Genomic DNA, 22,757 nt, shown 5'->3' on the forward strand with positions numbered 1-22,757 from the left:
ATAGAATGCCGACAATTATTCTTGCCCACTGGTGGCCCCGCTATTTTGTGCTATGTTTAGATAAGAATGCGGTTTGCATTTAACTTTTAACGCATAAATATTGCATAACTATTCTGTCAAAGGTAGTATCTGCGGCTTCAATAGCTATCAGACTGCCAGCATACGAGTGTCAATGAGTATTCAATTAAACGGCATTAACTGCTTCTACGGCGCACATCAGGCGCTGTTCGATATCACGCTGGATTGCCCTCAGGGTGAAACACTGGTGTTACTTGGCCCTAGTGGAGCCGGGAAAAGCTCGCTACTGCGCGTACTCAACCTGCTTGAGATGCCGCGCTCGGGCACGCTCTCTATTGCGGGTAACCGTTTCGACTTCACGAAAACGCCGTCAGATAAAGCTATTCGCGATCTGCGCCAGAACGTGGGTATGGTTTTTCAGCAATATAATCTTTGGCCGCACCTCACGGTTGTACAGAATCTGATTGAAGCGCCCTGCCGTGTGCTCGGTCTGACAAAAGAGCAGGCAATGGCGCGCGCCGAGAAACTGCTCGAACGTCTGCGTCTGAAGCCCTACAGCGATCGTTATCCGCTGCATCTCTCCGGCGGCCAGCAGCAGCGTGTGGCAATTGCCCGCGCGTTGATGATGGAACCACAGGTACTGCTGTTTGACGAACCGACCGCCGCGCTTGATCCGGAAATTACCGCGCAAATCGTCAGCATCATTCGTGAGCTGGCGGAAACCAACATTACTCAGGTGATCGTCACCCACGAAGTGGAAGTTGCTCGTAAAACGGCCAGTCGTGTGGTGTATATGGAAAACGGTCATATCGTCGAGTTTGGGGATGCGAGCTGCTTTGCCAACCCGCAAACCGAAGCGTTTAAAAACTATCTTTCTCACTAAGATTCGGGACAATACAATGAAAAAAGTTCTGATTGCCGCGCTAATCGCAGGTTTTAGCCTTTCCGCTACCGCAGCCCAAACCATTCGTTTCGCTACCGAAGCGTCTTATCCTCCGTTTGAATCTATCGATGCGAATAACAAGATCGTAGGTTTTGACGTTGATCTGGCGAACGCGCTGTGTAAAGAGATCGATGCTACCTGTACGTTTACCAATCAGGCATTCGACAGCCTGATCCCAAGCCTGAAATTCCGTCGTTTTGACGCAGTGATGGCAGGCATGGACATCACGCCTGAGCGTGAAAAACAGGTCCTGTTTACCACCCCTTACTACGACAACTCTGCGCTGTTTGTTGGCCAGCAGGGTAAATACACCAGCATTGATCAGCTGAAAGGCAAAAAAGTTGGCGTACAAAACGGGACTACGCACCAGAAATTCATCATGGATAAGCATCCGGAAGTGACCACCGTACCATATGACAGCTATCAGAATGCCAAACTCGATCTGCAAAACGGTCGCATTGACGGTGTATTCGGTGATACCGCAGTGGTAACCGAGTGGCTGAAAGACAATCCAAAACTGGCTGCGGTTGGCGACAAAGTAACGGATAAAGATTACTTCGGTACGGGTCTGGGCATCGCGGTGCGTCAGGGCAACACTGAGCTGCAGCAGAAATTTAACGCTGCACTGGAAAAAGTGAAGAAAGATGGGACTTACGAGACCATCTACAACAAATGGTTCCAGAAGTAATATTTGATGAATGAATTTTTTCCGTTAGCAAGCGCCGCCGGGATGACCGTCGGCCTTGCGGTTTGTGCGCTAATCATTGGCCTCGCGCTCGCCATGTTTTTTGCCGTCTGGGAGTCCGTAAAATGGCGTCCGGTGGCATGGGCAGGTTCAGCGCTGGTTACCATTCTGCGCGGGTTACCAGAAATTCTGGTGGTTCTGTTTATCTATTTCGGCTCCTCGCAACTGCTGCTGACGCTGGCCGATGGTTTTACGATTAATCTCGGGTTTGTAGACATCCCGGTACAGATGCAGATCGAAAACTTCGACGTCAGTCCGTTCCTGTGCGGTGTGATTGCGCTGTCGTTACTGTACGCCGCCTATGCGTCGCAAACGCTGCGTGGCGCATTGAAGGCCGTACCACTCGGACAATGGGAATCGGGTCAGGCGTTGGGTTTATCTAAAACCGCGATCTTCTTTCGCCTGGTGATGCCGCAGATGTGGCGTCACGCTCTGCCGGGACTGGGTAACCAGTGGCTGGTATTGCTGAAAGATACCGCGCTGGTCAGCCTGATCAGCGTGAACGATCTGATGCTGCAAACCAAAAGCATTGCCACGCGTACCCAGGAGCCATTTACCTGGTACATTGTGGCGGCGGCTATTTACCTGGTGATTACGCTGGTGAGTCAGTACATTCTCAAACGCATTGACCTGCGCGCGACACGTTTTGAGCGGAGACCAGGCTGATGCTCGAGTATTTACCTGAATTGTTGAAAGGGCTGCATACCAGCCTGACGCTGACGGTCGCCTCCATCGTGGTTGCTCTGGTGCTGGCACTGATTTTCACCGTCATCCTGACGCTAAAAACGCCGGTACTGGTCTGGCTGGTCCGCGCCTATATCACGCTGTTTACCGGTACGCCGTTGCTGGTGCAAATCTTCCTGATCTACTACGGGCCAGGACAGTTCCCGACGCTGCAGGAGTATCCGGTACTGTGGCATCTGCTCTCCGAACCGTGGCTGTGCGCGTTAATTGCGCTGTCGTTAAACAGTGCGGCTTACACCACGCAACTGTTCTACGGCGCTATCCGCGCCATCCCGGAAGGCCAGTGGCAGTCATGCGGTGCATTGGGGATGAGCAAAAAGGATACGCTGGCGATTCTGTTGCCATATGCCTTTAAACGCGCCCTCTCCTCGTATTCCAACGAAGTGGTGTTGGTGTTTAAAAGTACCTCACTGGCTTACACCATCACGCTGATGGAAGTCATGGGTTATAGTCAGCTGCTCTATGGTCGCACTTATGACGTCATGGTCTTCGGCGCGGCGGGCGTGATTTACCTGATCGTCAACGGTTTGCTGACGCTGATGATGCGCTTAATCGAACGTAAAGCGCTGGCGTTTGAACATAGAAATTAAGCCGATAACTGCATAAAGCGAAAAACAAAAGACGGGCAAGTCTAACAACCGCCCGTCTTTTTTTATACCAATAAAATACTTAATCATTTTTATTGCATATAAATTCATTAAATGGCATTGTTAATTCACGCCGCAGACACGGTAAATCATCATAAGATTGACAGACGGGAGTTCCACCATGAAAAAGTTAGTACTGGCCGCATTACTGGCTACTTTCGCCGCTGGCGCCTCAGCCGCTGATAAAATTAGCTTTGGTGTATCAGCGACTTATCCGCCATTTGAATCGCTGGACGCAAGCAACAAAATTGTTGGTTTTGACATTGACCTGGCAACGGCGCTGTGCAAACAAATGCAGGCGGAATGTACTTTTACCAATCATGCTTTCGACAGCCTGATCCCCGCGCTGAAATTCAAAAAATATGATGCAGTGATTTCCGGAATGGATATCACGCCTGAGCGTAGCAAACAGGTTGCGTTCACTCAGCCTTACTATGCTAACTCCGCGCTGGTTATTGCCAAAAAAGATACCTATAAAACCTTTGCCGATCTGAAAGGAAAACGCATCGGTATGGAAAACGGCACCACGCACCAGAAATACCTGCAGGACAAACATCCTGAAGTGAAAACCGTGGCCTATGACAGCTATCAGAATGCGATTATCGACCTGAAAAATGGCCGTATTGATGGCGTATTTGGCGATACCGCCGTCGTTAACGAGTGGCTGAAAACTAACCCGCAATTAGGCGTGGCTACCGACAAAGTGACCGACCCACAATACTTCGGTACCGGTCTTGGCATTGCGGTTCGCCCGGATAACAAAGCCCTGCTGGAAAAACTGAATAACGCGCTGGCCGCCATCAAAGCGGACGGCACCTACCAAAAAATCAGCGATCAGTGGTTCCCGCAGTAATTTCCGCTCAATCTGAAAAGCCGCAACCGCGGCTTTTTTATCTCTTCTCCTGCGCTTTCAGTCAGTTCTTACGCCAGAAATGCATTCATGGCATACACTAATTAAAACGATAAAGAATGAGGCATAAGGATGATAGCGTTTCCTGCCAGCTTGCTGATCCTCAATGGAAAAAGTGCTGATAATCTTCCCCTACGTGACGCCATTGCAAATCTGCGTGATGAGGGTGTGGAAATCCATGTTCGCGTTACCTGGGAAAAAGGCGACGCTCAACGTTACGTGGATGAAGCGCGTCGATTAGGCGTTGCAACGGTGATTGCCGGCGGCGGCGACGGCACGATCAACGAAGTCTCGACAGCGCTAATCCAGTCACAGGGGGGCAATATTCCCGCCCTGGGTATTTTACCGTTGGGAACGGCGAATGACTTTGCCACCAGCGTGGGTATACCCGACGACCTTGATAAAGCGTTAAAGCTGGCTATTGCCGCAAATGCCGCTGAAATAGATATGGTACAGGTCAATGATAAAACCTGTTTTATCAATATGGCGACCGGCGGCTTCGGTACACGCATCACCACCGAAACGCCAGAAAAACTCAAAGCCGCGCTGGGCGGCGTATCGTATTTTATTCACGGTTTAATGCGCATGGATACGCTCAAACCCGACGTCTGCGACATCCGTGGAGAAGATTTTCACTGGCAGGGCAAAGCGCTGGTGATTGGGATTGGTAATGGCCGCCAGGCCGGTGGTGGACAACAGCTTTGCCCGACGGCGCTGATTAACGACGGTCTGCTGCAACTGCGCATTTTCACCGGCGAGGAGTTGCTGCCTGGGCTGCTTTCAGCGTTAACGCAATCTGAAGACAACCCTAATATCATTGATGGCGCTTCATCGTGGTTTGATATCCGCGCCCCACACGAAATTACCTTTAATCTTGATGGCGAACCGCTCAGCGGACAGGAATTTCATATTGAAATCCTGCCCGCGGCGCTACGTTGCAGACTGCCGCCGGGTTGCCCGTTGTTGCGCTAACAAAACGGCACCCCGCCGGAATCAGGCAATGGTGACTTTGCTATCCAGATAAACATCCTGCACGGCGTTAATCAGCTTAACGCCGTCGGCCATGGTTTTCTTGAAAGCTTTGCGTCCAAGGATCAGCCCCATACCGCCAGCGCGTTTATTAATGACCGCCGTACGTACCGCATCGCTCAGATCGGTTTCTCCACCGGCAGCGCCGCCAGAGTTAATTAATCCAGCGCGCCCCATATAGCAGTTCGCCAACTGATAGCGTACCAGGTCAATCGGGTTATCGCTGGTCAGCTTGCTGTAGACGCGATCGTCGGTGTAGCCAAAGTTAACGGCTTTGTATCCGCCGTTATTTTCCGCCATTTTCTGCTTCACAATATCCGCCCCAATGGTGGCTGCCAGATGGTTAGCCTGACCGGTGAGATCGGCGGAGACGTGATAATCCACGCCGTCTTTCTTAAACGCGGAGTTACGCAGATAAGCCCACAGTACGGTGACCATACCCAGTTCATGGGCACGCTCAAACGCGGCAGAAATCTCTTCAATCTGACGGCGAGACTCCTCAGAACCGAAATAGATTGTCGCCCCGACCGCAACCGCGCCCATATTGAACGCCTGCTCGACGCTGGCGTATAGCGTCTGGTCAAACGTATTGGGATAACTGAGAGTTTCGTTGTGGTTAATCTTCACAAGGAACGGAATGCGGTGCGCGTAACGGCGGGAAACAGAAGCCAGCACGCCATAGGTCGATGCCACGCAGTTACACCCTGCTTCGATTGCCAGTTCCACGATATTCTTTGGATCAAAGTACAACGGGTTAGCCGCAAACGATGCCCCGGCAGAATGCTCCACGCCCTGGTCCACCGGAAGAATCGACAGGTACCCTGTTCCGGCCAGACGGCCCGTGTTATACAGCGTCTGCATATTACGCAGTACGGCTGGCGGACGGTTGTTATCAACCATTACGCGATCGACGTAATCATGTCCTGGCAGGTAAAGTTGGTCAGAAGGAATGGTCATACAACGATGCTGTAAAAGGCTGTCGGCATCTTTGCCAAGCAACTGCGCAATATCAGTCATAGCTATGCTCCCGTAAGTTCCGATTAATAATCGGAATGTGAATTATCCTGACCCGCTTTTTGCGGGCAGCAATAAGCCTGGTACCGACTGCGCTTTTTTTCCATCTTTAGCGCACTTTTCAGCGATTTCCGCTGGAACGATTCAGGAAGAAATTGTGTTAAGGCGGTCAAATTTAGACCGCAAAGGTATTTTAAAGGTATTACCAAATGGTACTATCAACGCGTACCTTACCTGTCATGAAGGATTTAAAGATGAAAACTACAGTTAAGCTGTCGTTCATGATGTTTGTTGAGTGGTTTATCTGGGGCGCCTGGTTTGTCCCACTTTGGCTGTGGCTCAGCAAAAGTGGCTTTACCGCGGGTGAAATTGGTTGGTCTTACGCCTGTACCGCCATTGCCGCGATCCTGTCGCCGATTCTGGTTGGCTCTATCACTGACCGCTTCTTCTCAGCGCAAAAAGTCCTCGCCGTGTTGATGTTTGTCGGCGCTATCCTGATGTACTTCGCCGCGCAGCAAACCACCTTCAGCGGATTCTTCCCGCTGTTACTGGCCTATTCACTGACCTACATGCCGACAATTGCGTTAACCAACAGTATCGCTTTTGCCAACGTACCGGACGTTGAGCGTGATTTCCCACGCATTCGCGTGATGGGCACCATTGGCTGGATTGCGTCTGGTTTGGCCTGCGGGTTCTTGCCGCAAATGCTCGGCTATAGCGATATTTCCCCCACCAATATTCCCCTGCTTGTCACGGCCGGAAGTTCCGCGCTGTTAGGCGTTTTTGCGTTCTTTTTACCGGATACGCCGCCGAAAAGTACCGGCAAGATGGATTTCAAAGTCATGCTGGGGCTGGATGCGCTGATCCTGCTGCGGGATAAGAACTTCCTCGTCTTTTTCTGTTGCTCATTCCTGTTTGCCATGCCGCTGGCGTTTTATTACATCTTCGCCAACGGTTATCTGACAGAAGTTGGGATGAAAAATGCCACCGGTTGGATGACGCTGGGCCAGTTCTCTGAAATCTTCTTTATGCTGGCGCTGCCGTTCTTCACCAAACGCTTTGGCATTAAAAAGGTATTATTGCTTGGTCTTATTACGGCGGCTATCCGCTACGGATTCTTCGTTTACGGCGGTGCGGAAGAATATTTCACTTATGCCCTGCTGTTTCTCGGCATTCTGCTACACGGCGTCAGTTACGACTTCTACTACGTTACGGCCTATATCTATGTCGATAAAAAAGCGCCGGTACACATGCGCACCGCAGCGCAAGGGCTTATCACGCTCTGCTGTCAGGGATTCGGCAGCCTGCTGGGTTATCGCCTGGGCGGCGTAATGATGGAAAAAATGTTTGCCTATAAGGAACCGGTTAATGGTCTCACCTTCAACTGGGCGGGCATGTGGGGATTTGGCGCGATCATGATCGCCGTCATTGCCGTGCTGTTTATGATTTTCTTTCGCGAATCAGACAAAGAAATTACCGCCATTAAGGTGGACGATCGCGATGTAGCGTTGAAACAAGGGGAAGTGAAATGAAAGCAGAACGTATTCTCGGTGCTCTTTATGGGCAGGCGTTAGGGGATGCGATGGGCATGCCGTCGGAACTGTGGCCAAGAACCCGGGTAAAAGCACACTTCGGTTGGATCGACCGTTTCTTGCCTGGACCTGCGGAAAATAATGCCGCCTGCTATTTTAACCAGGCGGAATTTACCGATGACACATCCATGGCCTTGTGTCTGGCTGATGCCCTGCTTGAATGTGACGGAAAGATAGTCCCAGACGTTATTGGCCGCAATATTCTGGCCTGGGCCGAACGTTTCGATGCTTTTAATAAAAACGTGCTTGGTCCAACATCAAAAATTGCGCTAAATGCCATTCGCAACGGCAAACCTGTTGCCGAACTGGAAAATAATGGCGTCACTAACGGGGCGGCAATGCGCGTTTCGCCGCTGGGATGTCTGCTGCCCGCGCGCGATCTCGATACCTTTATTGATGACGTGGCACTGGCCTCCAGCCCGACGCATAAATCGGATCTGGCTATCGCCGGCGCAGTCGTCATCGCATGGGCGGTGTCGCGTGCTATCGACGGAGGAAAATGGTCGGAGATTGTTGACGCGCTACCTGCCATTGCCCGACATGCGCAGCAAAAACGGATCACCACCTTTAGCGCCTCGCTCTCTGCCCGCCTTGAACTGGCGCTAAAAATCGTCCGTCATGCCGATGGTATAGAGTCCGCCAGCGAGCAGTTGTACCAGGTCGTTGGGGCCGGAACCAGCACCATTGAGTCCGTGCCCTGCGCCATCGCGATGGTCGAACTGTCGCAGACCGATCCTAACCGCTGCGCCATTCTGTGCGCGAATCTTGGCGGCGATACCGACACCATCGGGGCAATGGCGACCGCCATTTGCGGTGCGCTGCATGGCGTAAGCGCGATTAACCCGGCATTGAAACAGGAACTGGATGCGGTAAATCAGCTGGACTTTACCCGCTATGCCAGCGGATTACTGCGACTGCGCGGACAACGGGAGGCGCTATGAACAGCACCTCGCGTCTGCAACAACTTATCCCGCAGTTAGGTTCACACAGGCCGGTCACGGTGGTGGGGGCAGCGGTCATTGATGTCATTGCCGATGCGTATGCCCTCCCATGGCGCGGATGTGATATCGAGCTTAAACAGCAAGGCGTTAACATTGGCGGCTGCGCGCTCAATATTGCCGTTGCGCTTAAGCGATTAGGTATCAACGCCAGCAATGCGCTACCGCTGGGTCAGGGGGTATGGGCCGATATTATCCGCAACCGGATGGCAAAAGAGGGATTGCATAGCCTGATCGACAACGCGGAAGGCGATAACGGCTGGTGTCTGGCGCTGGTGGAACCGGATGGCGAACGTACCTTTATGTCTTTTAGCGGCGTCGAAAACCAGTGGAACGCCGACTGGCTGGCGCGTCTGAACATCCCGCGTAACAGCCTGGTCTATCTGTCAGGCTATCAGTTAACCTCTCCATGTGGCGAGCTGCTGGTACAGTGGCTGGAAGGTCTGGAAGACGTGACGCCATTTATCGATTTTGGTCCGCGAATCGGCGATATTTCAGACGACTTAATGGCGCGAATCATGGCCTGCCGCCCGCTAGTATCGCTCAATCGACAGGAGGCCGAAATTGCCGCCGAGCGGTTTGCATTAAGCCAGGATGTAGAGGGTTTTGGAGCAGAGTGGGTGCGCCGTTTCGCCGCGCCGGTGGTGATACGCCACGATAAAGACGGCGCGTGGTATTTCAGCGCGCAAACATCCGGTTGCGTGCCAGCATTTAAGACCACCGTCGTTGATACCATTGGCGCGGGCGACAGCCACGCTGGCGGCATGCTGGCCGGACTGGCGTCAGGCTGGCCGCTGGCTGATGCGGTACTGCTGGGCAATGCGGTGGCTTCCTGGGTAGTCGGGCATCGCGGCGGCGATTGCGCCCCCTCGCGAGAGGCGTTACTCCTCGCACACAAAGACGTATAGATCGCTTCGGCAATAGCTGATGCTGTATTCAATGGGCCGTTGCTGCTGGTCAAGCGCTACCTGCTTGATCACCAGCACCGGCACTTTGCTGTCCATTTGAATGTGAGCCTGGAACTCCGCGTCTGGCATCCGGGCGCTGACGCGTGAACGCGTACGCTGCGGGAAGATATGCTGGCTGCGAAAATAGTCGTACAGCGAAACGCCGATGGCATCCACATCATGGATTAGTTGGGCCGGTACCCATGACTCTTCAATAGAAACGGCTTCTTCATCGACATAGCGAATACGTTTGAGCAGGAAGACCTCACTCCCGACAGCAACAGCCAACTGCTGCGCCACCTCTTCCGGGCAAGGCACAATGCGCTTGTTGACCCACAGCGTATCTGGTTTTTTGCCGCGTAAAACAACCTGCTGCGAAAAACCCCGCGCTTCTTTGAGCGAATACTCGAAGATGTTGTTGATCTGCGTCCCGTAACCGCGGGCGCGTGTCACCACGCCTTCTTCCTCCAGAGCCTGCATCGCCTTGCGTACCGTAATCCTCGACACGCCGGTCAACTGGCTGAGATCACGCTCGCCGGGCAGGATATTGCCATGCTCCAGAATCCCGCTGCGCACAGCGTTTTTCACCGTTTGCGCAAATTTCATATACAGCGGCGTGTTATCTGCCGCTGCAATGCGTTCATTCAGTTGCGCGATAAGCTGGGTATGCGCTTGTTCCATTTATCTTTTTCCTGCAGCCGTTTCTGCAGCCAGTATACTCATTACCACCACGCGTGGAAATGATGCACCGGACCAATTCCCTCACCCACTTCCAGCGTGTCAGCCTGTGCCAGCGCCGCCGAAAGCCACAGTTTGGCTTCCTGTACCGTATCAGCCCAATTGTTATGCCGTGGACGCAGCGCCGCCAGCGCTGCGGAAAGAGTACAACCGGTACCGTGGGTATTTTTGGTCATCACCCTTGGCGCAGTAAAACGCTGTTCGCCATCACGGGTAAACAGCCAATCCGGGCTTTGCACATCCTCCAGATGACCGCCTTTCATCAGCACCGCCTCACAGCCCAGCGCTCGCAGCTCCCTTCCCTGTTCTAACATCTCCTGCTCAGTTTGCGCATGCGATGCGCCGAGCAATGCCGCTGCCTCCGGCAAATTTGGGGTGATAATTGAAACCTGCGGCAACAAACGGGTACGCAGCGTTTCTACCGCCGCAGGCGACAGTAACGGATCGCCACTTTTCGCCAGCATCACCGTATCCAGCACCACATTTTGCACCCGATGGCGGTGCAAACGTTCGGCCACCGCTTCAACAATATCCGCTTCCGCCAGCATGCCGATTTTGGTGGTATCGATACGTACATCGCTGAACACCGAGTCCAGTTGTGCGGCAACAAAGTCAGGTTCAATGCGATACACCGACTGCACCCCGCGCGTATTTTGCGCCACCAACGCCGTGATCACCGAACAGCCGTAAGCGCCAAGCGCGGAGAAAGTTTTTAAATCGGCCTGAATACCCGCGCCACCGCTGGGATCGGTTCCGGCGATCGTTAATGCGTTAATCCGTTTCATGCTTGCTCCTGCGCGTTCAGGTTATAGAGGGCGTCGAGAAATGCCGGGACAAAACTGCCCGGTCCGGTCGATTGTTGCGTGGCGATTTGTCCGGCCTGTTTCATCCAGCTACAGGCGGAAGCGACGTTATCAAGCCGGTCGCCGGGCAAGGCACAGCTGGCCGCAACGACCGCAGATAGCGCGCAACCTGTGCCGACCACGCGCGTCATCAATATATCGCCGCCATTCACGCAGACGGTACGCTGAGCATCGGTAACATAGTCCACTTCGCCGGTCACCACGACGATGGTCCCTACCTCACGAGCCAACGCCTGGGCCGCGCCAAGCGCAGCGGTTGGCGTATCGGTCGTATCCACGCCACGCCCCCCGCCGTTCATCCCCGCCAGCGCCAGTATTTCCGAGGCATTACCGCGAATTACGGCTGGCTGTAGCGACAGTAAATCCAGACAAAAGCGGCGGCGAAACTCAAGAGCGCCCACGGCAACGGGATCGAGCGCCCAGGGGGTTTTAGCAAGGTATGCCTGCTCAACGGCAGCGCGCATCGCCGTGGCCCGGTCACGAGTAAGCGTGCCGACGTTAACCAGCAACGCGCTGGCGATAGCCGCAAACTGGCTGGCTTCCTCGGGCTCAATCACCATCGCAGGTGATGCGCCTAACGCCAACAGCGTATTGGCGGTAAAGTTTTGCACGACCTCATTGGTCATACAGTGTACAAGTGGGGAAAGCGTTCTAAATTGGTGTAAGGCGTGGGCCGCGAGCGCGCGGCTGTGCAGGTCAGGCTGCATGGTTCAGCTCCTGCCCGCGCGAAGAAGGGACACGAGCAGTGTCAGACTTCCCTACGCTGGCATTATCCAGATCAGGTGGTACGGGTATTTCTCAGCCTTCACCAGGAAGGGCACCCCGAGTCGTTGAAACACAAACGTAATATGCTGGTTTCAGCAACAGGATACTGTCTGTGTCTGATGATGTAAATCGGCACGGCACGCTGATGGTTCGCCGCTAAACCTCTGGTCACAGTTGCCTGATTTCTGTACTTTCATTTACACTTTTTACGAAATTACTGGAGTGATAACAAAATAGTGCTTGTCAGATGTCCTGTTAGCCAGGAATCATACATGACTGATTTTGATGACCCGAACAGGTAGAGAGGATGGGTATGAAGAAGAAAATGTTGCTGGGTGCGCTGTTGCTTGTAACCAGCACCGTCTGGGCCGCGCCTACAGCTACTGCTGCCGCAAAGGGTATTGATCAATATGAGCTAAAAAGTTTTATTGCTGACTTTACCCATTTCAAACCCGGTGACAAAGTTCCACCACTGTATCTCACCGAAGAATACACCATTAAGCAATGGAATCTGCGCAACCTGCCCGCACCGACCGCAGGCACCCACTGGACCTATATGGGCGGCGCGTATGTGCTGGTCAATGATGCCGATGCTAAGATCATTAAAGCCTACGATGGCGAGATTTTTTATCATCGATAATGGTATTTAATTAAAATGAAGAACACGTACTGTCCAAGAGGCAATTCGTGTTCTAAATTTCATGAAAAATCAATCATATGTAATAGTAAAAACAACCTTGCTTTGCACTTTCCCTGTTCGTAACGGTTCATTATTAATTCGTGCATACCTGGCACTAACTATAAAATTATAATATTTATCAACCGCCCCCATCTTTTCTATTCTTTTTAAAACAGATCCGTTTTTTAAGGGGACACTGGTATCTGAACCACTGTAGATATTAAATCCCACTCCTTGCGCACCATCAGGTAAAGTGTTTTTCAGGGTAAGTCCATCATCCGACCAATCGCCAGAAGAAACTTTAAGTGTTACAGGATTTGTTGCTACACTATACACACCGTTACATTCTAGCTTGAGAGTATCAGAAACATTTTCTCCATATCTACCAGCCTGTAAATCTTTCATAGAAATATTCGGTAAAGTAATAGCATAATCAGACTGTAAAAACTTACAGGTTGTCGGTTTATGCGTTATATTGAAGGTTATTTTTTGCGAAAATGAAGCATTCAGACCTAGTAAACATGCTAAAATATTTGTCAAACTACAGCTGGAATTTGATGAAAATATAATCGCATCATCAATAGTAAAGGTGCTGGTGTTAGAAAACCGCTGTTTTACATTACCAGGAGCGTCGACATATTCAACCTTAAGTTGAATATCTTTTGTATTAAACAGATCTGCTGCTGAATAATCACGACTGGGAAATACTGAACCTGGCGTAGGTATTGGCGATTCCCCCCCGACAGAAGCATTTAATTTAATATATATAGATTTCCCGCCTGAAGAATTTTGCAATTCAACTATATAATCTTGTAGGCTATTGGCTATATAAATTTTATCTCCAGAGCTATAACAACTAAAACTCCCATCAAAATTCGTATTGAAATTTTTAGTCTCCCCTTGGTCCGTTAATGTGAAACTAATGTTAGCATCTTTTTCTTGCGTTCCCGAGCAAGTTGCGTAAGACATCATTGGAAATAATAAAACCAACATTATGTAATACTTTTTCATGTATCACCTCACCGACAAATATAAACTTTACTTTCATCAATCGTTTTATCGAAGGTGATTGCGCATGAAAGTCCCTGTTGTTTATCGACCGCCACTTTTATCTCCGGCGGTACTTGGTTGGTACGAATAAAAAGCTGACTTCCCTGACCTACCACACCAATATTTTGTCCATGGCTGTCTTCAACTTCATAGCCAAACGTCAGCGGTGAACCATCTGGACGCAACGCACGAATAAACCATGGCTGACGTTGATCGGTCTCAAATTTAACCAACACCACGGCACCCCGATAGGGAGCGGTACTGTGTCGATTCCCCATCAACTCGGTTTCACTGTTCGTATTTGAAATATCCAGCATCAGGTTATTTTCCCGATAGGGGGTAATAGTATCGTATAACACTACACCGTTATGGTTCGTGGTACGGTATCGTTGCCCGTTAACATAGGCCCCTTCCAGTCCCGGAGCCTGAAGAATAGCAAAGGTATCTGAGAGACGATTAGCCAGATTCACTCCGCCAGACCATGCCAACACCCCGCCTGAAATATTGCCGCTGGCTTGCATATATTTATTTGACTGGCTATAGTTGCCGTTTAGCGTAGCAAGCGGTGCATTCCACGTTAGGTTGGCACCAGCCATCGTTTCGCTGTCCTGACGCTGATGACTCAGGTTGACACCGTAGTTAAACTGGTCGCGATCGCCAATCGTTCCTGAAAGCCCGGTCGTATTTGAGGCAAAGCCGTCATCATCAAAAGTTGTTGAATTGGATACATATAAACGTCGGCTTCTTGAAGTAATATCATCTCCCCATTCAAACGGAATAGAGATAAAAAAGTTAAACCGCTTATCTTCGCGATGATTTTCATCATAAGTCTGACTGGCAGAAAACGTATAACTGATCCGTTGCCATGTATTGGAATAACTCAACTGATAATCTTTATTGCTGCCGCTACGCCCCCAATAATCGCGCCATAGTGTACTCAGTGACACAGACCCCCAGCCGACTGGTAAAGATTGGTTGATGTTTGCAGAAAAACTATTTTTACGGCCAAAATCATTCTGGTAATAATCTGCAATGTCATAAACATCATTTTCATCACGATGATAGCTGTCTTTATTATTAGCCCAAACGTGATCGTTAAACGTTCGGTAATCCCGTGATGAGTATCGATAGGCAGCAAGGCCAAAACGCGTGGCGGTTTGTGTTAAATATTTATTATAAGCAATTTGATAGCTTTGCCCATCAAATACATCGCCATTATCCTGTTTACTGTGCGAACGCGTCGCATCCACGGAGATGGCGCCAATTCGGGTATTCCAGCCAGTCCCTAACGTAAACGAATTGTAGTTATCAGCGAGCATCGTACCGGCGTATAACGTCAAGAGGTTATTCCACCCATATTGATAACTTAGCTGGGTAAAATCGGTTTGGTTACTTGCACCCTCAATATGGCTGCGACCAGCGACAAAATCATATTTGGATACACCAGGTTGCAGCATATTCGGGACAGAAGAGAACGGTACCAGATAGGTCGTTACTGACCCATCGGCCTCTTTAATACTGACATCAAGATCAGCACCACCGCCCGCCAGTTGTAAATCAGCGATAGAAAACGGACCTGGCGGTACCTCTTTTTGGTAAACCACAAAGCCGTTCTGCTCAATAGTCACTAACGCATTACTCTGTGCAATCCCCTGAACCAATGGCGTAAAATTTTGCCTTGAGTTCGGTAACATCTGCATATCACGGTACACTCGCACTCCGCGAAAGCGCACAGAGTCAAAAATATCAGACGATGTGTACATATCCCCGACACGCAGAGTACCGAGAATTTGCGAGATCCCACGCTCAAGGTAAAAAGTATTACTTTTCCACTCACCGCTACTGTCTTGAGCTTTGGTATAGCTGGCATCTGAATGTAACTGCCAGCCCAGCAGATTCAGTCCACTGTTAAAACGAGCATAGGTGCTTTTACTATTACCAGAATTTTTATAGTCGCTGTAGTACTGACTAAGGTAATAAGAAGTATAAAGAGCATTAATTCCACGGTCCCAGTTTTCTGGGGGAACATAACCATTTTCCAATTCATCTACATAAGCCTGGGGTACGCTAAGGTTTAACTGAAATTTTCCTATATTCCAACTATAGCTTCCTCCTTGAACCATTTGCTTAAGCGTCAGACATGTCTGGGTTTTATCGATCTCATCAGTATTAATTCCTAAACGCGAAATCGTATCGCGGGACAGACAAGTTTCTTCAGGGGTGTCTTTAACAGTAATCTCATATTTACCGCGCCATTGAGTATTGACATAGATATCAACATCATACTGCCCTGGCAATGGATGGTTATCATCAATACGGAAATCAGAAACCTTCGCCCCCTTCATACCACCAGTCATAAAATTGGTATCGAAGGTCTCTTCAGCATAGGTAGTAATACTCCATAACGAAATTAATATCGCAGAAGCAAGCGGGGTCATCCTTAACATAATCAGCTCCTGTTATTTCAAGCTGACGCTATCACTTATAAAGCTGCCATAATCATTGATAATGGTTAATTTATATTGGTTAGCGTTACTACTTTTAACCATGACGGGTTCACTAGAGAATGGTGCGACCATCACTGATTTATCATTTATTTTCACACTGCCAAATTTTATCTCAGCTACCGTAACCCAATTAGCATTGTCATTTTTTATGATAAAACTCTTACCATTGCGTACCAAAACTATTTTTTTGAAAGTCGCACTATTAACTGGTGCAATACCTGACGGACGGTAAAATAATTTAATACGATTCTGCATCGCAAACTTTATAACATTCTTGCCAGCATTTACTGGGTTATTAGGCGGAATATCCAGTACATTAAGATAAAACAGGCTCTCTTTATTTTTCGGCAACGTATTGGGCATTTTTTTGATTTTGAGCTGTTGACCTGAATTGCCCGGCACCCTGACCACTGGAGGCGTTAATAAAAAGGGAACCTGAATCTTCTCTGGCGGTAATGATGTATTACCATCATCGATCCAGGCCTGAACCAGAGAGGCATTTTGTTCCTGGTTCATTAACTGCAGCGTTATTTCACTTTTTTCCGCGGGGTAAATAACTCTTGTGCCATAAATCACTATCCCTGCATGAACTGGTGTAACAACTGATAATGTGATTACCGCACATAGCATCTTCATTTTTCATTCCTTATTTTATGCCGGCAACCAAGGTTGCCGGCATAACATTATTCCTGGATGACCATCAGTTTTACAGTTCCGTTTACCTTACCCTCAGAAACGTTAGTTGCTGCTTTTGCATACCGCGCAGAAAGAAGCAACTCATATTTATTATCGCCTAATGATTTAAGATCAGAAATAGCAAGCGTTGAGTTTCCGTCTTTTTCAATTAACTTATTTTTATGGTATAATTTAAAACCAACACCGGTAGCACCACCAGATCCCTGAGCCACTGTGTTTTCGATAACATCATTATAATCGAAAGCAGCACCATCAACTTTAATAATTACATCTTTGGTTGGATCGCATACCAAAATCATTGGTGTTGTCGCTTCATTTTCGCCAAATGGAACATCAACGCCAACATCGTAACCTTGAAATGCCGAAGCAGGTACATTTCCTAATTCAATTGCAGAAACGTTATTCCCATTATCGAATCGACAAGCGGTACCTGTTACTTCGCCAGTAATTGTCAAAGTTCCTTGTTCCTCTGCAGGAGCAGCATAAGCCCCACCACTCAAAAATACGCCAGCCAATACAGCAGCAATAATTGAACGATTCATAGTATCTTCCTTAATCAATATATTTAGATTTGTTACGCGGTGTTATTCCTGTAACTAGAATCTACACGTTTAAATCGTTACCGCAATGTAAACGGAATGTTTTTTTGATTTAAAACAAGTTACTCCGTGCAATATAATCGCAACAAATAGATAGAAACCAAACTTATTTGCACAATTAATAAGTTAGCGTAATTTACCATTCATATTTATTTTTAGGATAAATAAAAAAGCCCATATCATTCATGAAGGTGATATGGGCTATATGAAAGAGAATATTCTAGTCGTAGCGATTGAGGATAATTTGACGATTATCGCTCCCCGGAATAGCCACCAGTTCCGTTGTTACTCCCCTCGCCACCGACGTGACAGTTTGTTCGGTACTGGAAACGTGGGTGGTGTTGCCGCAGCGCTGTTGAAGTTGAGCATTTACCACTTCAGTACTGCAGGTCGGCGCGACAACGGTGCCGCTAATAGTTAAGGTTGCGGTATCTGCGCCCAATGTGGGAAGACTTAATCCATAAGCCAGAACTATAATTCCCAGCGACAAAGTTTTTTTCATCTAAATGTCGTTCCTGTATTAAACCCGATTTAACATGCAGGGTGGTTATTTGGCGCAATGATAGATGTACTATCACGCGAAAACCAATTGAAATACTAAATCAATGAGATAGGCATGATCAATTTAAATGATGAATAACGGATTTAATTCAGAAAAAATCATGTTTTATTAAGGTAGGATAAACAATACTCTATTTTCCCTTCATCTTATATATTCACCACATCAATATATAATTGATGCGGTGAATAATATTTAACGCGATAAATTACACCGCGCGGAAGGCAATCTCGCCAGGAATAACTTCACCCTGCCAGTACAGCTGCGCTGCTACGCGCCCTGCAAGGTCACGGTAAATGGCAGTAAATTCGCTGTCTGGGCGGCTGATAACCGTCGGTGTACCGCGATCGAGGTCTTCACGCAGAGAAATATGCAGCGGCATTTGTCCCAGCAGTTGGGTGTGGTACTGCTCGGCCAGTTTCTGCGCGCCACCGGTGCCAAAGATTGGCTCATGGTGACCGCAGTTGCTGCAAATATGCATACTCATATTCTCAACAATACCCAACACCGGCACTTCGACTTTTTCGAACATCACAATGCCTTTTTTCGCATCGATCAGCGCAATATCCTGCGGCGTGGTCACTACAACCGCCCCTGTTACCGGAATGTTCTGCGCCAGCGTCAGTTGGATGTCACCGGTGCCCGGCGGCATATCCAGTACCAGATAATCAAGATCCGGCCATAAGGTTTCCTGCAGCATCTGCAACAGCGCTTTACTGGCCATCGGGCCGCGCCACACCATGGCGTTATCGTCAGTGACCAGATAGCCAATGGAGTTGGTCGCCAGACCGTGAGACATAATCGGCGCCATATGAGTGCCGTCCGGCGAAGTTGGACGCTGGTTTTCCGCACCGAGCATTGTCGGGATGGACGGGCCATAAATATCGGCGTCAAGAATGCCCACCTTCGCCCCTTCCGCAGCCAGCGCCAGCGCCAGGTTCACCGCGGTCGAGGATTTGCCTACGCCACCTTTGCCCGAGCTAACGGCAATGATGTTCTTCACACCATTAATACCCGGCTGGTTTTTCACGCGCTTCAGCGTCGCGATGTTATGCGACAACTTCCAGTCAATCGCCTTCGCGCCGGTAATACGCAGCAGATCGGCACTGCATTGCTCTTTTAATGCTTCAAACGCGCTATGCCAGACGAAGGGCATGACCAGCTCGACGTGCAACGTGTCATCCATCCAGGCGACGTGGTGCAACGCTTTAAGCGTCGTCAGATTATGCTTCAGGGTTGAATGCTGAAAATTCGCCAGCGTCCCGGCGACCATCGCGCGCAGGGTTTCTGGTGATTTGGCCTGGGATTGTGGGTTCATCCCGACTCCTTTTTGTTGTTCTGAAAATACAATAGTCACCAGGTAGTTTACTCCAACCGCAACAATTATTCATTTACGTATAAATGCCCTTATCGCTTGGCGCAGTAATTACCATTTTGGTACTATCAAAGCCCTTTTCACTACAAAAGAAGTAATTGCCCACTATGACTCAAGTCGCGAAGAAAATTCTGGTAACGTGCGCGCTGCCGTACGCCAACGGCTCTATCCACCTCGGCCATATGCTGGAGCACATCCAGGCTGATGTCTGGGTCCGTTACCAGCGAATGCGCGGCCACCAGGTAAACTTCATCTGCGCGGACGACGCCCACGGTACGCCAATCATGCTGAAAGCACAGCAACTTGGGATCACGCCAGAGCAGATGATCGGTGAAATGAGTCAGGAGCATCAGACTGATTTTGCAGGTTTTGACATCAGCTACGACAACTACCACTCTACGCATAGCGAAGAGAACCGTGAGCTGTCTGAGCTGATTTACACGCGCCTGAAGGAGAACGGTTTTATTAAAAACCGCACTATCTCCCAGCTGTACGATCCGGAAAAAGGCATGTTCCTGCCTGACCGTTTCGTTAAAGGCACCTGTCCGAAATGTAAGTCTCCGGATCAGTACGGCGATAACTGTGAAGTCTGCGGCGCAACCTACAGCCCGACCGAACTTATCGAGCCGAAATCCGTCGTTTCCGGCGCAACACCGGTGATGCGTGACTCAGAACACTTCTTCTTTGACCTGCCATCGTTCAGCGAAATGCTGCAGGCGTGGACGCGCAGCGGCGCGTTGCAGGAGCAGGTCGCCAACAAAATGCAGGAATGGTTTGAATCTGGCCTGCAGCAGTGGGATATTTCCCGCGACTCACCGTACTTCGGTTTTGAAATCCCGAATGCGCCTGGCAAGTACTTCTACGTCTGGCTGGATGCGCCAATTGGCTATATGGGATCGTTCAAAAACCTGTGCGACAAGCGCGGCGACACGACCAGTTTTGATGAGTACTGGAAAAAAGACTCCGACGCCGAGCTGTATCATTTCATCGGCAAGGACATCGTCTACTTCCACAGCCTGTTCTGGCCTGCCATGCTGGAAGGCAGCAACTTCCGTAAGCCGACCAACCTGTTCGTACACGGTTATGTGACGGTGAACGGCGCGAAGATGTCCAAATCTCGCGGCACCTTTATTAAGGCCAGCACCTGGCTGAAGCACTTCGACGCCGACAGCCTGCGTTACTACTACACGGCGAAGCTCTCTTCACGTATTGATGACATCGACCTGAACCTGGAAGACTTTGTCCAGCGCGTTAACGCCGACATCGTCAACAAAGTAGTCAACCTGGCCTCCCGTAACGCTGGCTTTATCGCCAAACGTTTCGACGGCGTGCTGGCGGCTGAACTGGCCGACCCGGCACTGTATAAAACCTTCACTGATGCCGCTGCAGTCATTGGCGAAGCGTGGGAAAGCCGTGAATTCGGTAAAGCTATCCGTGAAATCATGGCGCTGGCCGACGTGGCAAACCGCTACGTTGACGAACAGGCCCCGTGGGTTGTGGCTAAACAGGAAGGCCGCGATGCGGACCTGCAGGCAATTTGCTCAATGGGCATCAACCTGTTCCGCGTTCTGATGACTTACCTGAAACCGGTACTGCCGACGCTGGCTGAACGCGTTGAAGCCTTCCTGAACAGCGAACTGAACTGGGATGCTATCGAGCAGCCGCTGCTCGGTCACAAGGTCAACACCTTTAAGGCGCTCTACAATCGCATCGACATGAAGCAAGTTGAAGCGCTGGTTGAAGCGTCTAAAGAAGAGGTGAAAGCCGCGGCCGCACCGGTTACCGGCCCGCTGGCGGACGATCCGATTCAGGAAACCATCACCTTTGACGATTTCGCCAAAGTTGACCTGCGCGTCGCATTGATTGAAAACGCTGAGTTCGTAGACGGTTCTGACAAACTGCTGCGTCTGACGCTGGATCTCGGTGGCGAGAAGCGTAACGTCTTCTCCGGTATTCGTTCTGCTTATCCGGATCCGCAGGTCCTGATTGGACGCCAGACCATTATGGTTGCCAACCTGGCACCGCGTAAAATGCGCTTCGGTATTTCCGAAGGTATGGTAATGGCGGCAGGTCCTGGCGGGAAAGATATCTTCCTGTTAAGCCCGGACGAAGGTGCAAAACCTGGCCAACAGGTGAAGTAAGATATATCAAGCGCTGCAATGGCAGCGCTTTTTTTTGCGTTAGCTTTTCCCCTAATCTTAAGCTCGTCATATCACTCCATTTTCGGACTGCTCAGTTATCACGATTAGATTTATTCTATACTGCTTTGCTATTAAGGTCGTACGGGCCCATTAAATTCACAGGCTCTATTATTTTGCATCCAATATTCATGAAATGGAGTTTTACATGAAAGCGTTACAAAAATTACTTTCACTCGCCGCGGCATCTGTTCTGGTTTTTTCCCTCGCGGGTTGCGGTGATAAAGAAGAGACGAAAACTTTCAATGCCAACCTTAACGGCTCGGATATTACCGTGTCTTACACCTATAAGGGCGATAAGGTTCTGAAACAAATTTCTGAAAGTAAAATCAGCTATGCGTCTGTCGGTGCCAGCAATAAAGAAGAAGCAGCAAAAGTTTTCGACGCCTTAAGCGCTAAATATCAAAACATCCCTGGTATAGAAGAAAAGCTCACCTATTCAGACACCTACGCGCAAGAAAATGTCACTATCGATATGGAAAAGGTCGATATAAAATCGTTGCAGGCCATCTCCGGGATGAAGCTATCTGAGAATGCCGATAAAAACATCAGCATGAAGCAAATGCAAACGGTAATGGAAGCGGCGGGTTTTAAAGAAGTGAAATAAACGACCGGCGACCCGATTTTAATCGTGGTCGCCCGTTTTTCTCGTTATGCTTTCGCGTTGTGTACGCGAGAGGTCAAACCGCGCAGGAAATAACGCAGGAACTGATCGCCACATTCGCGATAGTTTTTATGATCTGGCGCGCGCATCATGGCGGTAATTTCCGGCATCGACACGCGAAATTTCTGCTCGGTCATAATGGCCAGAATATCATCGGTTTTCAGCGAAAAGGCGATACGCAGCTTTTTCAGCACCGTATTGTTATTAACACGACGCTCAAGCGCCAGTTCCGGCGCTGAATCATCTTTCCCGCGCAGATGATAAATCAGACCGTTTAAAAAACCGGAAAGAATGATATCCGGGCAGCGCACAAACCCATCTTCATCTTCTTTTGTCATCCAGGTATCAAAACCCGCAGAGGTGGATTCCATGTCAGCAAGCGCAAGAATACGCACCATGTCGTTATTGTTCGCTTTCAGGGTGTAGCGCAGGCTACGAAGAATATCGTTACTTAGCATAGAGCCTTCAACAGTCGGT

Annotated in this window: 23 protein-coding genes and 1 riboswitch; of the genes, 12 read left to right on the top strand and 11 right to left on the bottom strand. The window is 49.6% G+C overall.

Going from position 1 to position 22,757, the window contains the following annotated elements; translation table 11 throughout:
• Positions 1–172 precede the first annotated feature (172 nt).
• The 6 genes from artP to yegS all read left to right on the top strand — a co-directional run bounded on the left by artP (position 173) and on the right by yegS (position 4,979).
• Positions 173–901 (top strand): arginine ABC transporter ATP-binding protein ArtP, encoded by a 729-nt coding sequence (gene artP / locus FDW96_RS17285; protein WP_003027295.1) that lies wholly within the window; start codon positions 173–175, stop codon positions 899–901.
• Positions 902–917: 16 nt separating this feature from the next.
• Positions 918–1,649: an arginine ABC transporter substrate-binding protein ArtI gene (artI, locus tag FDW96_RS17290; RefSeq protein WP_003027298.1), complete on the top strand. Its 732-nt coding sequence runs from the start codon at positions 918–920 to the stop codon at positions 1,647–1,649.
• A 6-nt stretch (positions 1,650–1,655) separates the two neighbouring features.
• Entirely contained in the window at positions 1,656–2,372 is a 717-nt protein-coding gene (artQ, locus tag FDW96_RS17295; RefSeq protein ID WP_042307396.1) for an arginine ABC transporter permease ArtQ, read from the top strand.
• The gene (gene artM, locus FDW96_RS17300) at positions 2,372–3,040 is read left to right on the top strand and encodes an arginine ABC transporter permease ArtM (protein WP_003844364.1); all 669 of its coding nucleotides are present in this window, start codon (positions 2,372–2,374) and stop codon (positions 3,038–3,040) included. The genes artQ and artM overlap by 1 nt, the downstream gene beginning before the upstream one ends.
• A 178-nt stretch (positions 3,041–3,218) precedes the next feature.
• Positions 3,219–3,950 carry an arginine ABC transporter substrate-binding protein ArtJ gene (gene artJ, locus FDW96_RS17305; protein WP_042307394.1) on the top strand — a complete coding sequence of 244 codons (732 nt, stop codon included), beginning with the start codon at positions 3,219–3,221 and terminating at the stop codon, positions 3,948–3,950.
• 129 nt (positions 3,951–4,079) lie between these two features.
• Positions 4,080–4,979 carry a lipid kinase YegS gene (gene yegS / locus FDW96_RS17310; RefSeq protein ID WP_042307392.1) on the top strand — a complete coding sequence of 300 codons (900 nt, stop codon included), beginning with the start codon at positions 4,080–4,082 and terminating at the stop codon, positions 4,977–4,979.
• A 21-nt stretch (positions 4,980–5,000) separates the two neighbouring features.
• On the opposite strand, the gene fbaB is transcribed toward yegS, so the two are convergent.
• The gene (fbaB, locus tag FDW96_RS17315; RefSeq protein WP_006683855.1) at positions 5,001–6,053 is read right to left on the bottom strand and encodes a class I fructose-bisphosphate aldolase; all 1,053 of its coding nucleotides are present in this window, start codon (positions 6,051–6,053) and stop codon (positions 5,001–5,003) included.
• A gap of 251 nt (positions 6,054–6,304) precedes the next feature.
• Here fbaB and FDW96_RS17325 point away from each other — a divergent pair, with 251 nt between their 5' ends.
• From FDW96_RS17325 to FDW96_RS17335, 3 genes are read left to right on the top strand one after another with little or no spacing between them, the layout of a single operon-like run.
• Positions 6,305–7,582 (top strand): nucleoside permease, encoded by a 1,278-nt coding sequence (locus tag FDW96_RS17325; RefSeq protein ID WP_042307390.1) that lies wholly within the window; start codon positions 6,305–6,307, stop codon positions 7,580–7,582.
• Positions 7,579–8,583, top strand: a complete 1,005-nt coding sequence (locus FDW96_RS17330; protein ID WP_137366027.1) for an ADP-ribosylglycohydrolase family protein — start codon at positions 7,579–7,581, stop codon at positions 8,581–8,583. The genes FDW96_RS17325 and FDW96_RS17330 overlap by 4 nt, the downstream gene beginning before the upstream one ends.
• Positions 8,580–9,548 carry a PfkB family carbohydrate kinase gene (locus tag FDW96_RS17335; protein ID WP_137349912.1) on the top strand — a complete coding sequence of 323 codons (969 nt, stop codon included), beginning with the start codon at positions 8,580–8,582 and terminating at the stop codon, positions 9,546–9,548. The genes FDW96_RS17330 and FDW96_RS17335 overlap by 4 nt, the downstream gene beginning before the upstream one ends.
• On the opposite strand, the gene FDW96_RS17340 is transcribed toward FDW96_RS17335, so the two are convergent.
• Genes FDW96_RS17340 through thiM form a run of 3 tightly spaced genes read right to left on the bottom strand, consistent with a single transcriptional unit; the run spans position 9,522 to position 11,895 of the window.
• Positions 9,522–10,268 carry a GntR family transcriptional regulator gene (locus FDW96_RS17340; protein WP_042307383.1) on the bottom strand — a complete coding sequence of 249 codons (747 nt, stop codon included), beginning with the start codon at positions 10,266–10,268 and terminating at the stop codon, positions 9,522–9,524. The genes FDW96_RS17335 and FDW96_RS17340 overlap by 27 nt on opposite strands.
• Before the next feature lie 41 nt (positions 10,269–10,309).
• Positions 10,310–11,110 (bottom strand): bifunctional hydroxymethylpyrimidine kinase/phosphomethylpyrimidine kinase, encoded by an 801-nt coding sequence (gene thiD, locus FDW96_RS17345; RefSeq protein WP_137366028.1) that lies wholly within the window; start codon positions 11,108–11,110, stop codon positions 10,310–10,312.
• On the bottom strand, positions 11,107–11,895 hold the full coding sequence (gene thiM / locus FDW96_RS17350) for a hydroxyethylthiazole kinase (protein WP_042307380.1): 789 nt from the start codon (positions 11,893–11,895) through the stop codon (positions 11,107–11,109). Before thiM ends, thiD begins: the two co-directional genes overlap by 4 nt.
• A gap of 31 nt (positions 11,896–11,926) precedes the next feature.
• Positions 11,927–12,023: riboswitch (TPP riboswitch) on the bottom strand.
• Between the two features lie 243 nt (positions 12,024–12,266).
• On the opposite strand from thiM, the gene FDW96_RS17355 reads away from it, so the two are divergent.
• Positions 12,267–12,593, top strand: coding sequence for an RcnB family protein (locus FDW96_RS17355; RefSeq protein ID WP_032941982.1), 327 nt, complete (start codon positions 12,267–12,269; stop codon positions 12,591–12,593).
• Between the two features lie 69 nt (positions 12,594–12,662).
• Here the strand turns inward: FDW96_RS17355 and FDW96_RS17360 are convergent, their stop codons facing one another.
• From FDW96_RS17360 to apbC, 6 genes are all read right to left on the bottom strand, one after another.
• Positions 12,663–13,643 (bottom strand): fimbrial protein, encoded by a 981-nt coding sequence (locus FDW96_RS17360; RefSeq protein ID WP_137360800.1) that lies wholly within the window; start codon positions 13,641–13,643, stop codon positions 12,663–12,665.
• An 8-nt stretch (positions 13,644–13,651) separates the two neighbouring features.
• Positions 13,652–16,129 carry a fimbrial biogenesis outer membrane usher protein gene (locus tag FDW96_RS17365; RefSeq protein ID WP_137366029.1) on the bottom strand — a complete coding sequence of 826 codons (2,478 nt, stop codon included), beginning with the start codon at positions 16,127–16,129 and terminating at the stop codon, positions 13,652–13,654.
• Positions 16,130–16,141: 12 nt separating this feature from the next.
• Positions 16,142–16,825 carry a fimbria/pilus periplasmic chaperone gene (locus FDW96_RS17370; RefSeq protein ID WP_042307377.1) on the bottom strand — a complete coding sequence of 228 codons (684 nt, stop codon included), beginning with the start codon at positions 16,823–16,825 and terminating at the stop codon, positions 16,142–16,144.
• A gap of 47 nt (positions 16,826–16,872) precedes the next feature.
• Positions 16,873–17,427 (bottom strand): fimbrial protein, encoded by a 555-nt coding sequence (locus FDW96_RS17375; RefSeq protein WP_042307376.1) that lies wholly within the window; start codon positions 17,425–17,427, stop codon positions 16,873–16,875.
• Positions 17,428–17,704: 277 nt separating this feature from the next.
• Positions 17,705–17,986 carry a DUF2574 family protein gene (locus tag FDW96_RS17380; RefSeq protein WP_042307374.1) on the bottom strand — a complete coding sequence of 94 codons (282 nt, stop codon included), beginning with the start codon at positions 17,984–17,986 and terminating at the stop codon, positions 17,705–17,707.
• A gap of 265 nt (positions 17,987–18,251) precedes the next feature.
• Positions 18,252–19,361, bottom strand: a complete 1,110-nt coding sequence (apbC, locus tag FDW96_RS17385) for an iron-sulfur cluster carrier protein ApbC (protein ID WP_042307372.1) — start codon at positions 19,359–19,361, stop codon at positions 18,252–18,254.
• A 164-nt stretch (positions 19,362–19,525) separates the two neighbouring features.
• On the opposite strand from apbC, the gene metG reads away from it, so the two are divergent.
• Both metG and FDW96_RS17395 read left to right on the top strand, forming a co-directional pair.
• A complete protein-coding gene (gene metG / locus FDW96_RS17390) occupies positions 19,526–21,559 on the top strand; it encodes a methionine--tRNA ligase (protein ID WP_079223487.1) in 2,034 nt (677 codons plus the stop codon).
• Positions 21,560–21,764: 205 nt separating this feature from the next.
• Positions 21,765–22,223 carry a YehR family lipoprotein gene (locus tag FDW96_RS17395; RefSeq protein ID WP_061382051.1) on the top strand — a complete coding sequence of 153 codons (459 nt, stop codon included), beginning with the start codon at positions 21,765–21,767 and terminating at the stop codon, positions 22,221–22,223.
• Between the two features lie 44 nt (positions 22,224–22,267).
• Here the strand turns inward: FDW96_RS17395 and FDW96_RS17400 are convergent, their stop codons facing one another.
• Positions 22,268–22,738, bottom strand: a complete 471-nt coding sequence (locus FDW96_RS17400; RefSeq protein WP_042307978.1) for a DUF1456 family protein — start codon at positions 22,736–22,738, stop codon at positions 22,268–22,270.
• Between the last annotated feature and the right edge of the window lie 19 nt (positions 22,739–22,757).

Origin of the sequence: Citrobacter sp. TBCS-15 (assembly GCF_005280815.1) — a bacterium.
Taxonomy (GTDB): Bacteria; Pseudomonadota; Gammaproteobacteria; order Enterobacterales; family Enterobacteriaceae; genus Citrobacter; species Citrobacter werkmanii.

What these genes read in the sequence shown, in the direction of transcription:
- artP (WP_003027295.1), top strand. Translation starts at nt 173, where the DNA reads ATGAGTATTCAATTAAACGGCATTAACTGCTTCTACGGCGCACATCAG.
- artI (WP_003027298.1), top strand. Translation starts at nt 918, where the DNA reads ATGAAAAAAGTTCTGATTGCCGCGCTAATCGCAGGTTTTAGCCTTTCC.
- artQ (WP_042307396.1), top strand. Translation starts at nt 1,656, where the DNA reads ATGAATGAATTTTTTCCGTTAGCAAGCGCCGCCGGGATGACCGTCGGC.
- artM (WP_003844364.1), top strand. Translation starts at nt 2,372, where the DNA reads ATGCTCGAGTATTTACCTGAATTGTTGAAAGGGCTGCATACCAGCCTG.
- artJ (WP_042307394.1), top strand. Translation starts at nt 3,219, where the DNA reads ATGAAAAAGTTAGTACTGGCCGCATTACTGGCTACTTTCGCCGCTGGC.
- yegS (WP_042307392.1), top strand. Translation starts at nt 4,080, where the DNA reads ATGATAGCGTTTCCTGCCAGCTTGCTGATCCTCAATGGAAAAAGTGCT.
- fbaB (WP_006683855.1), bottom strand. Translation starts at nt 6,053, where the DNA reads ATGACTGATATTGCGCAGTTGCTTGGCAAAGATGCCGACAGCCTTTTA.
- FDW96_RS17325 (WP_042307390.1), top strand. Translation starts at nt 6,305, where the DNA reads ATGAAAACTACAGTTAAGCTGTCGTTCATGATGTTTGTTGAGTGGTTT.
- FDW96_RS17330 (WP_137366027.1), top strand. Translation starts at nt 7,579, where the DNA reads ATGAAAGCAGAACGTATTCTCGGTGCTCTTTATGGGCAGGCGTTAGGG.
- FDW96_RS17335 (WP_137349912.1), top strand. Translation starts at nt 8,580, where the DNA reads ATGAACAGCACCTCGCGTCTGCAACAACTTATCCCGCAGTTAGGTTCA.
- FDW96_RS17340 (WP_042307383.1), bottom strand. Translation starts at nt 10,268, where the DNA reads ATGGAACAAGCGCATACCCAGCTTATCGCGCAACTGAATGAACGCATT.
- thiD (WP_137366028.1), bottom strand. Translation starts at nt 11,110, where the DNA reads ATGAAACGGATTAACGCATTAACGATCGCCGGAACCGATCCCAGCGGT.
- thiM (WP_042307380.1), bottom strand. Translation starts at nt 11,895, where the DNA reads ATGCAGCCTGACCTGCACAGCCGCGCGCTCGCGGCCCACGCCTTACAC.
- FDW96_RS17355 (WP_032941982.1), top strand. Translation starts at nt 12,267, where the DNA reads ATGAAGAAGAAAATGTTGCTGGGTGCGCTGTTGCTTGTAACCAGCACC.
- FDW96_RS17360 (WP_137360800.1), bottom strand. Translation starts at nt 13,643, where the DNA reads ATGAAAAAGTATTACATAATGTTGGTTTTATTATTTCCAATGATGTCT.
- FDW96_RS17365 (WP_137366029.1), bottom strand. Translation starts at nt 16,129, where the DNA reads ATGTTAAGGATGACCCCGCTTGCTTCTGCGATATTAATTTCGTTATGG.
- FDW96_RS17370 (WP_042307377.1), bottom strand. Translation starts at nt 16,825, where the DNA reads ATGAAGATGCTATGTGCGGTAATCACATTATCAGTTGTTACACCAGTT.
- FDW96_RS17375 (WP_042307376.1), bottom strand. Translation starts at nt 17,427, where the DNA reads ATGAATCGTTCAATTATTGCTGCTGTATTGGCTGGCGTATTTTTGAGT.
- FDW96_RS17380 (WP_042307374.1), bottom strand. Translation starts at nt 17,986, where the DNA reads ATGAAAAAAACTTTGTCGCTGGGAATTATAGTTCTGGCTTATGGATTA.
- apbC (WP_042307372.1), bottom strand. Translation starts at nt 19,361, where the DNA reads ATGAACCCACAATCCCAGGCCAAATCACCAGAAACCCTGCGCGCGATG.
- metG (WP_079223487.1), top strand. Translation starts at nt 19,526, where the DNA reads ATGACTCAAGTCGCGAAGAAAATTCTGGTAACGTGCGCGCTGCCGTAC.
- FDW96_RS17395 (WP_061382051.1), top strand. Translation starts at nt 21,765, where the DNA reads ATGAAAGCGTTACAAAAATTACTTTCACTCGCCGCGGCATCTGTTCTG.
- FDW96_RS17400 (WP_042307978.1), bottom strand. Translation starts at nt 22,738, where the DNA reads ATGCTAAGTAACGATATTCTTCGTAGCCTGCGCTACACCCTGAAAGCG.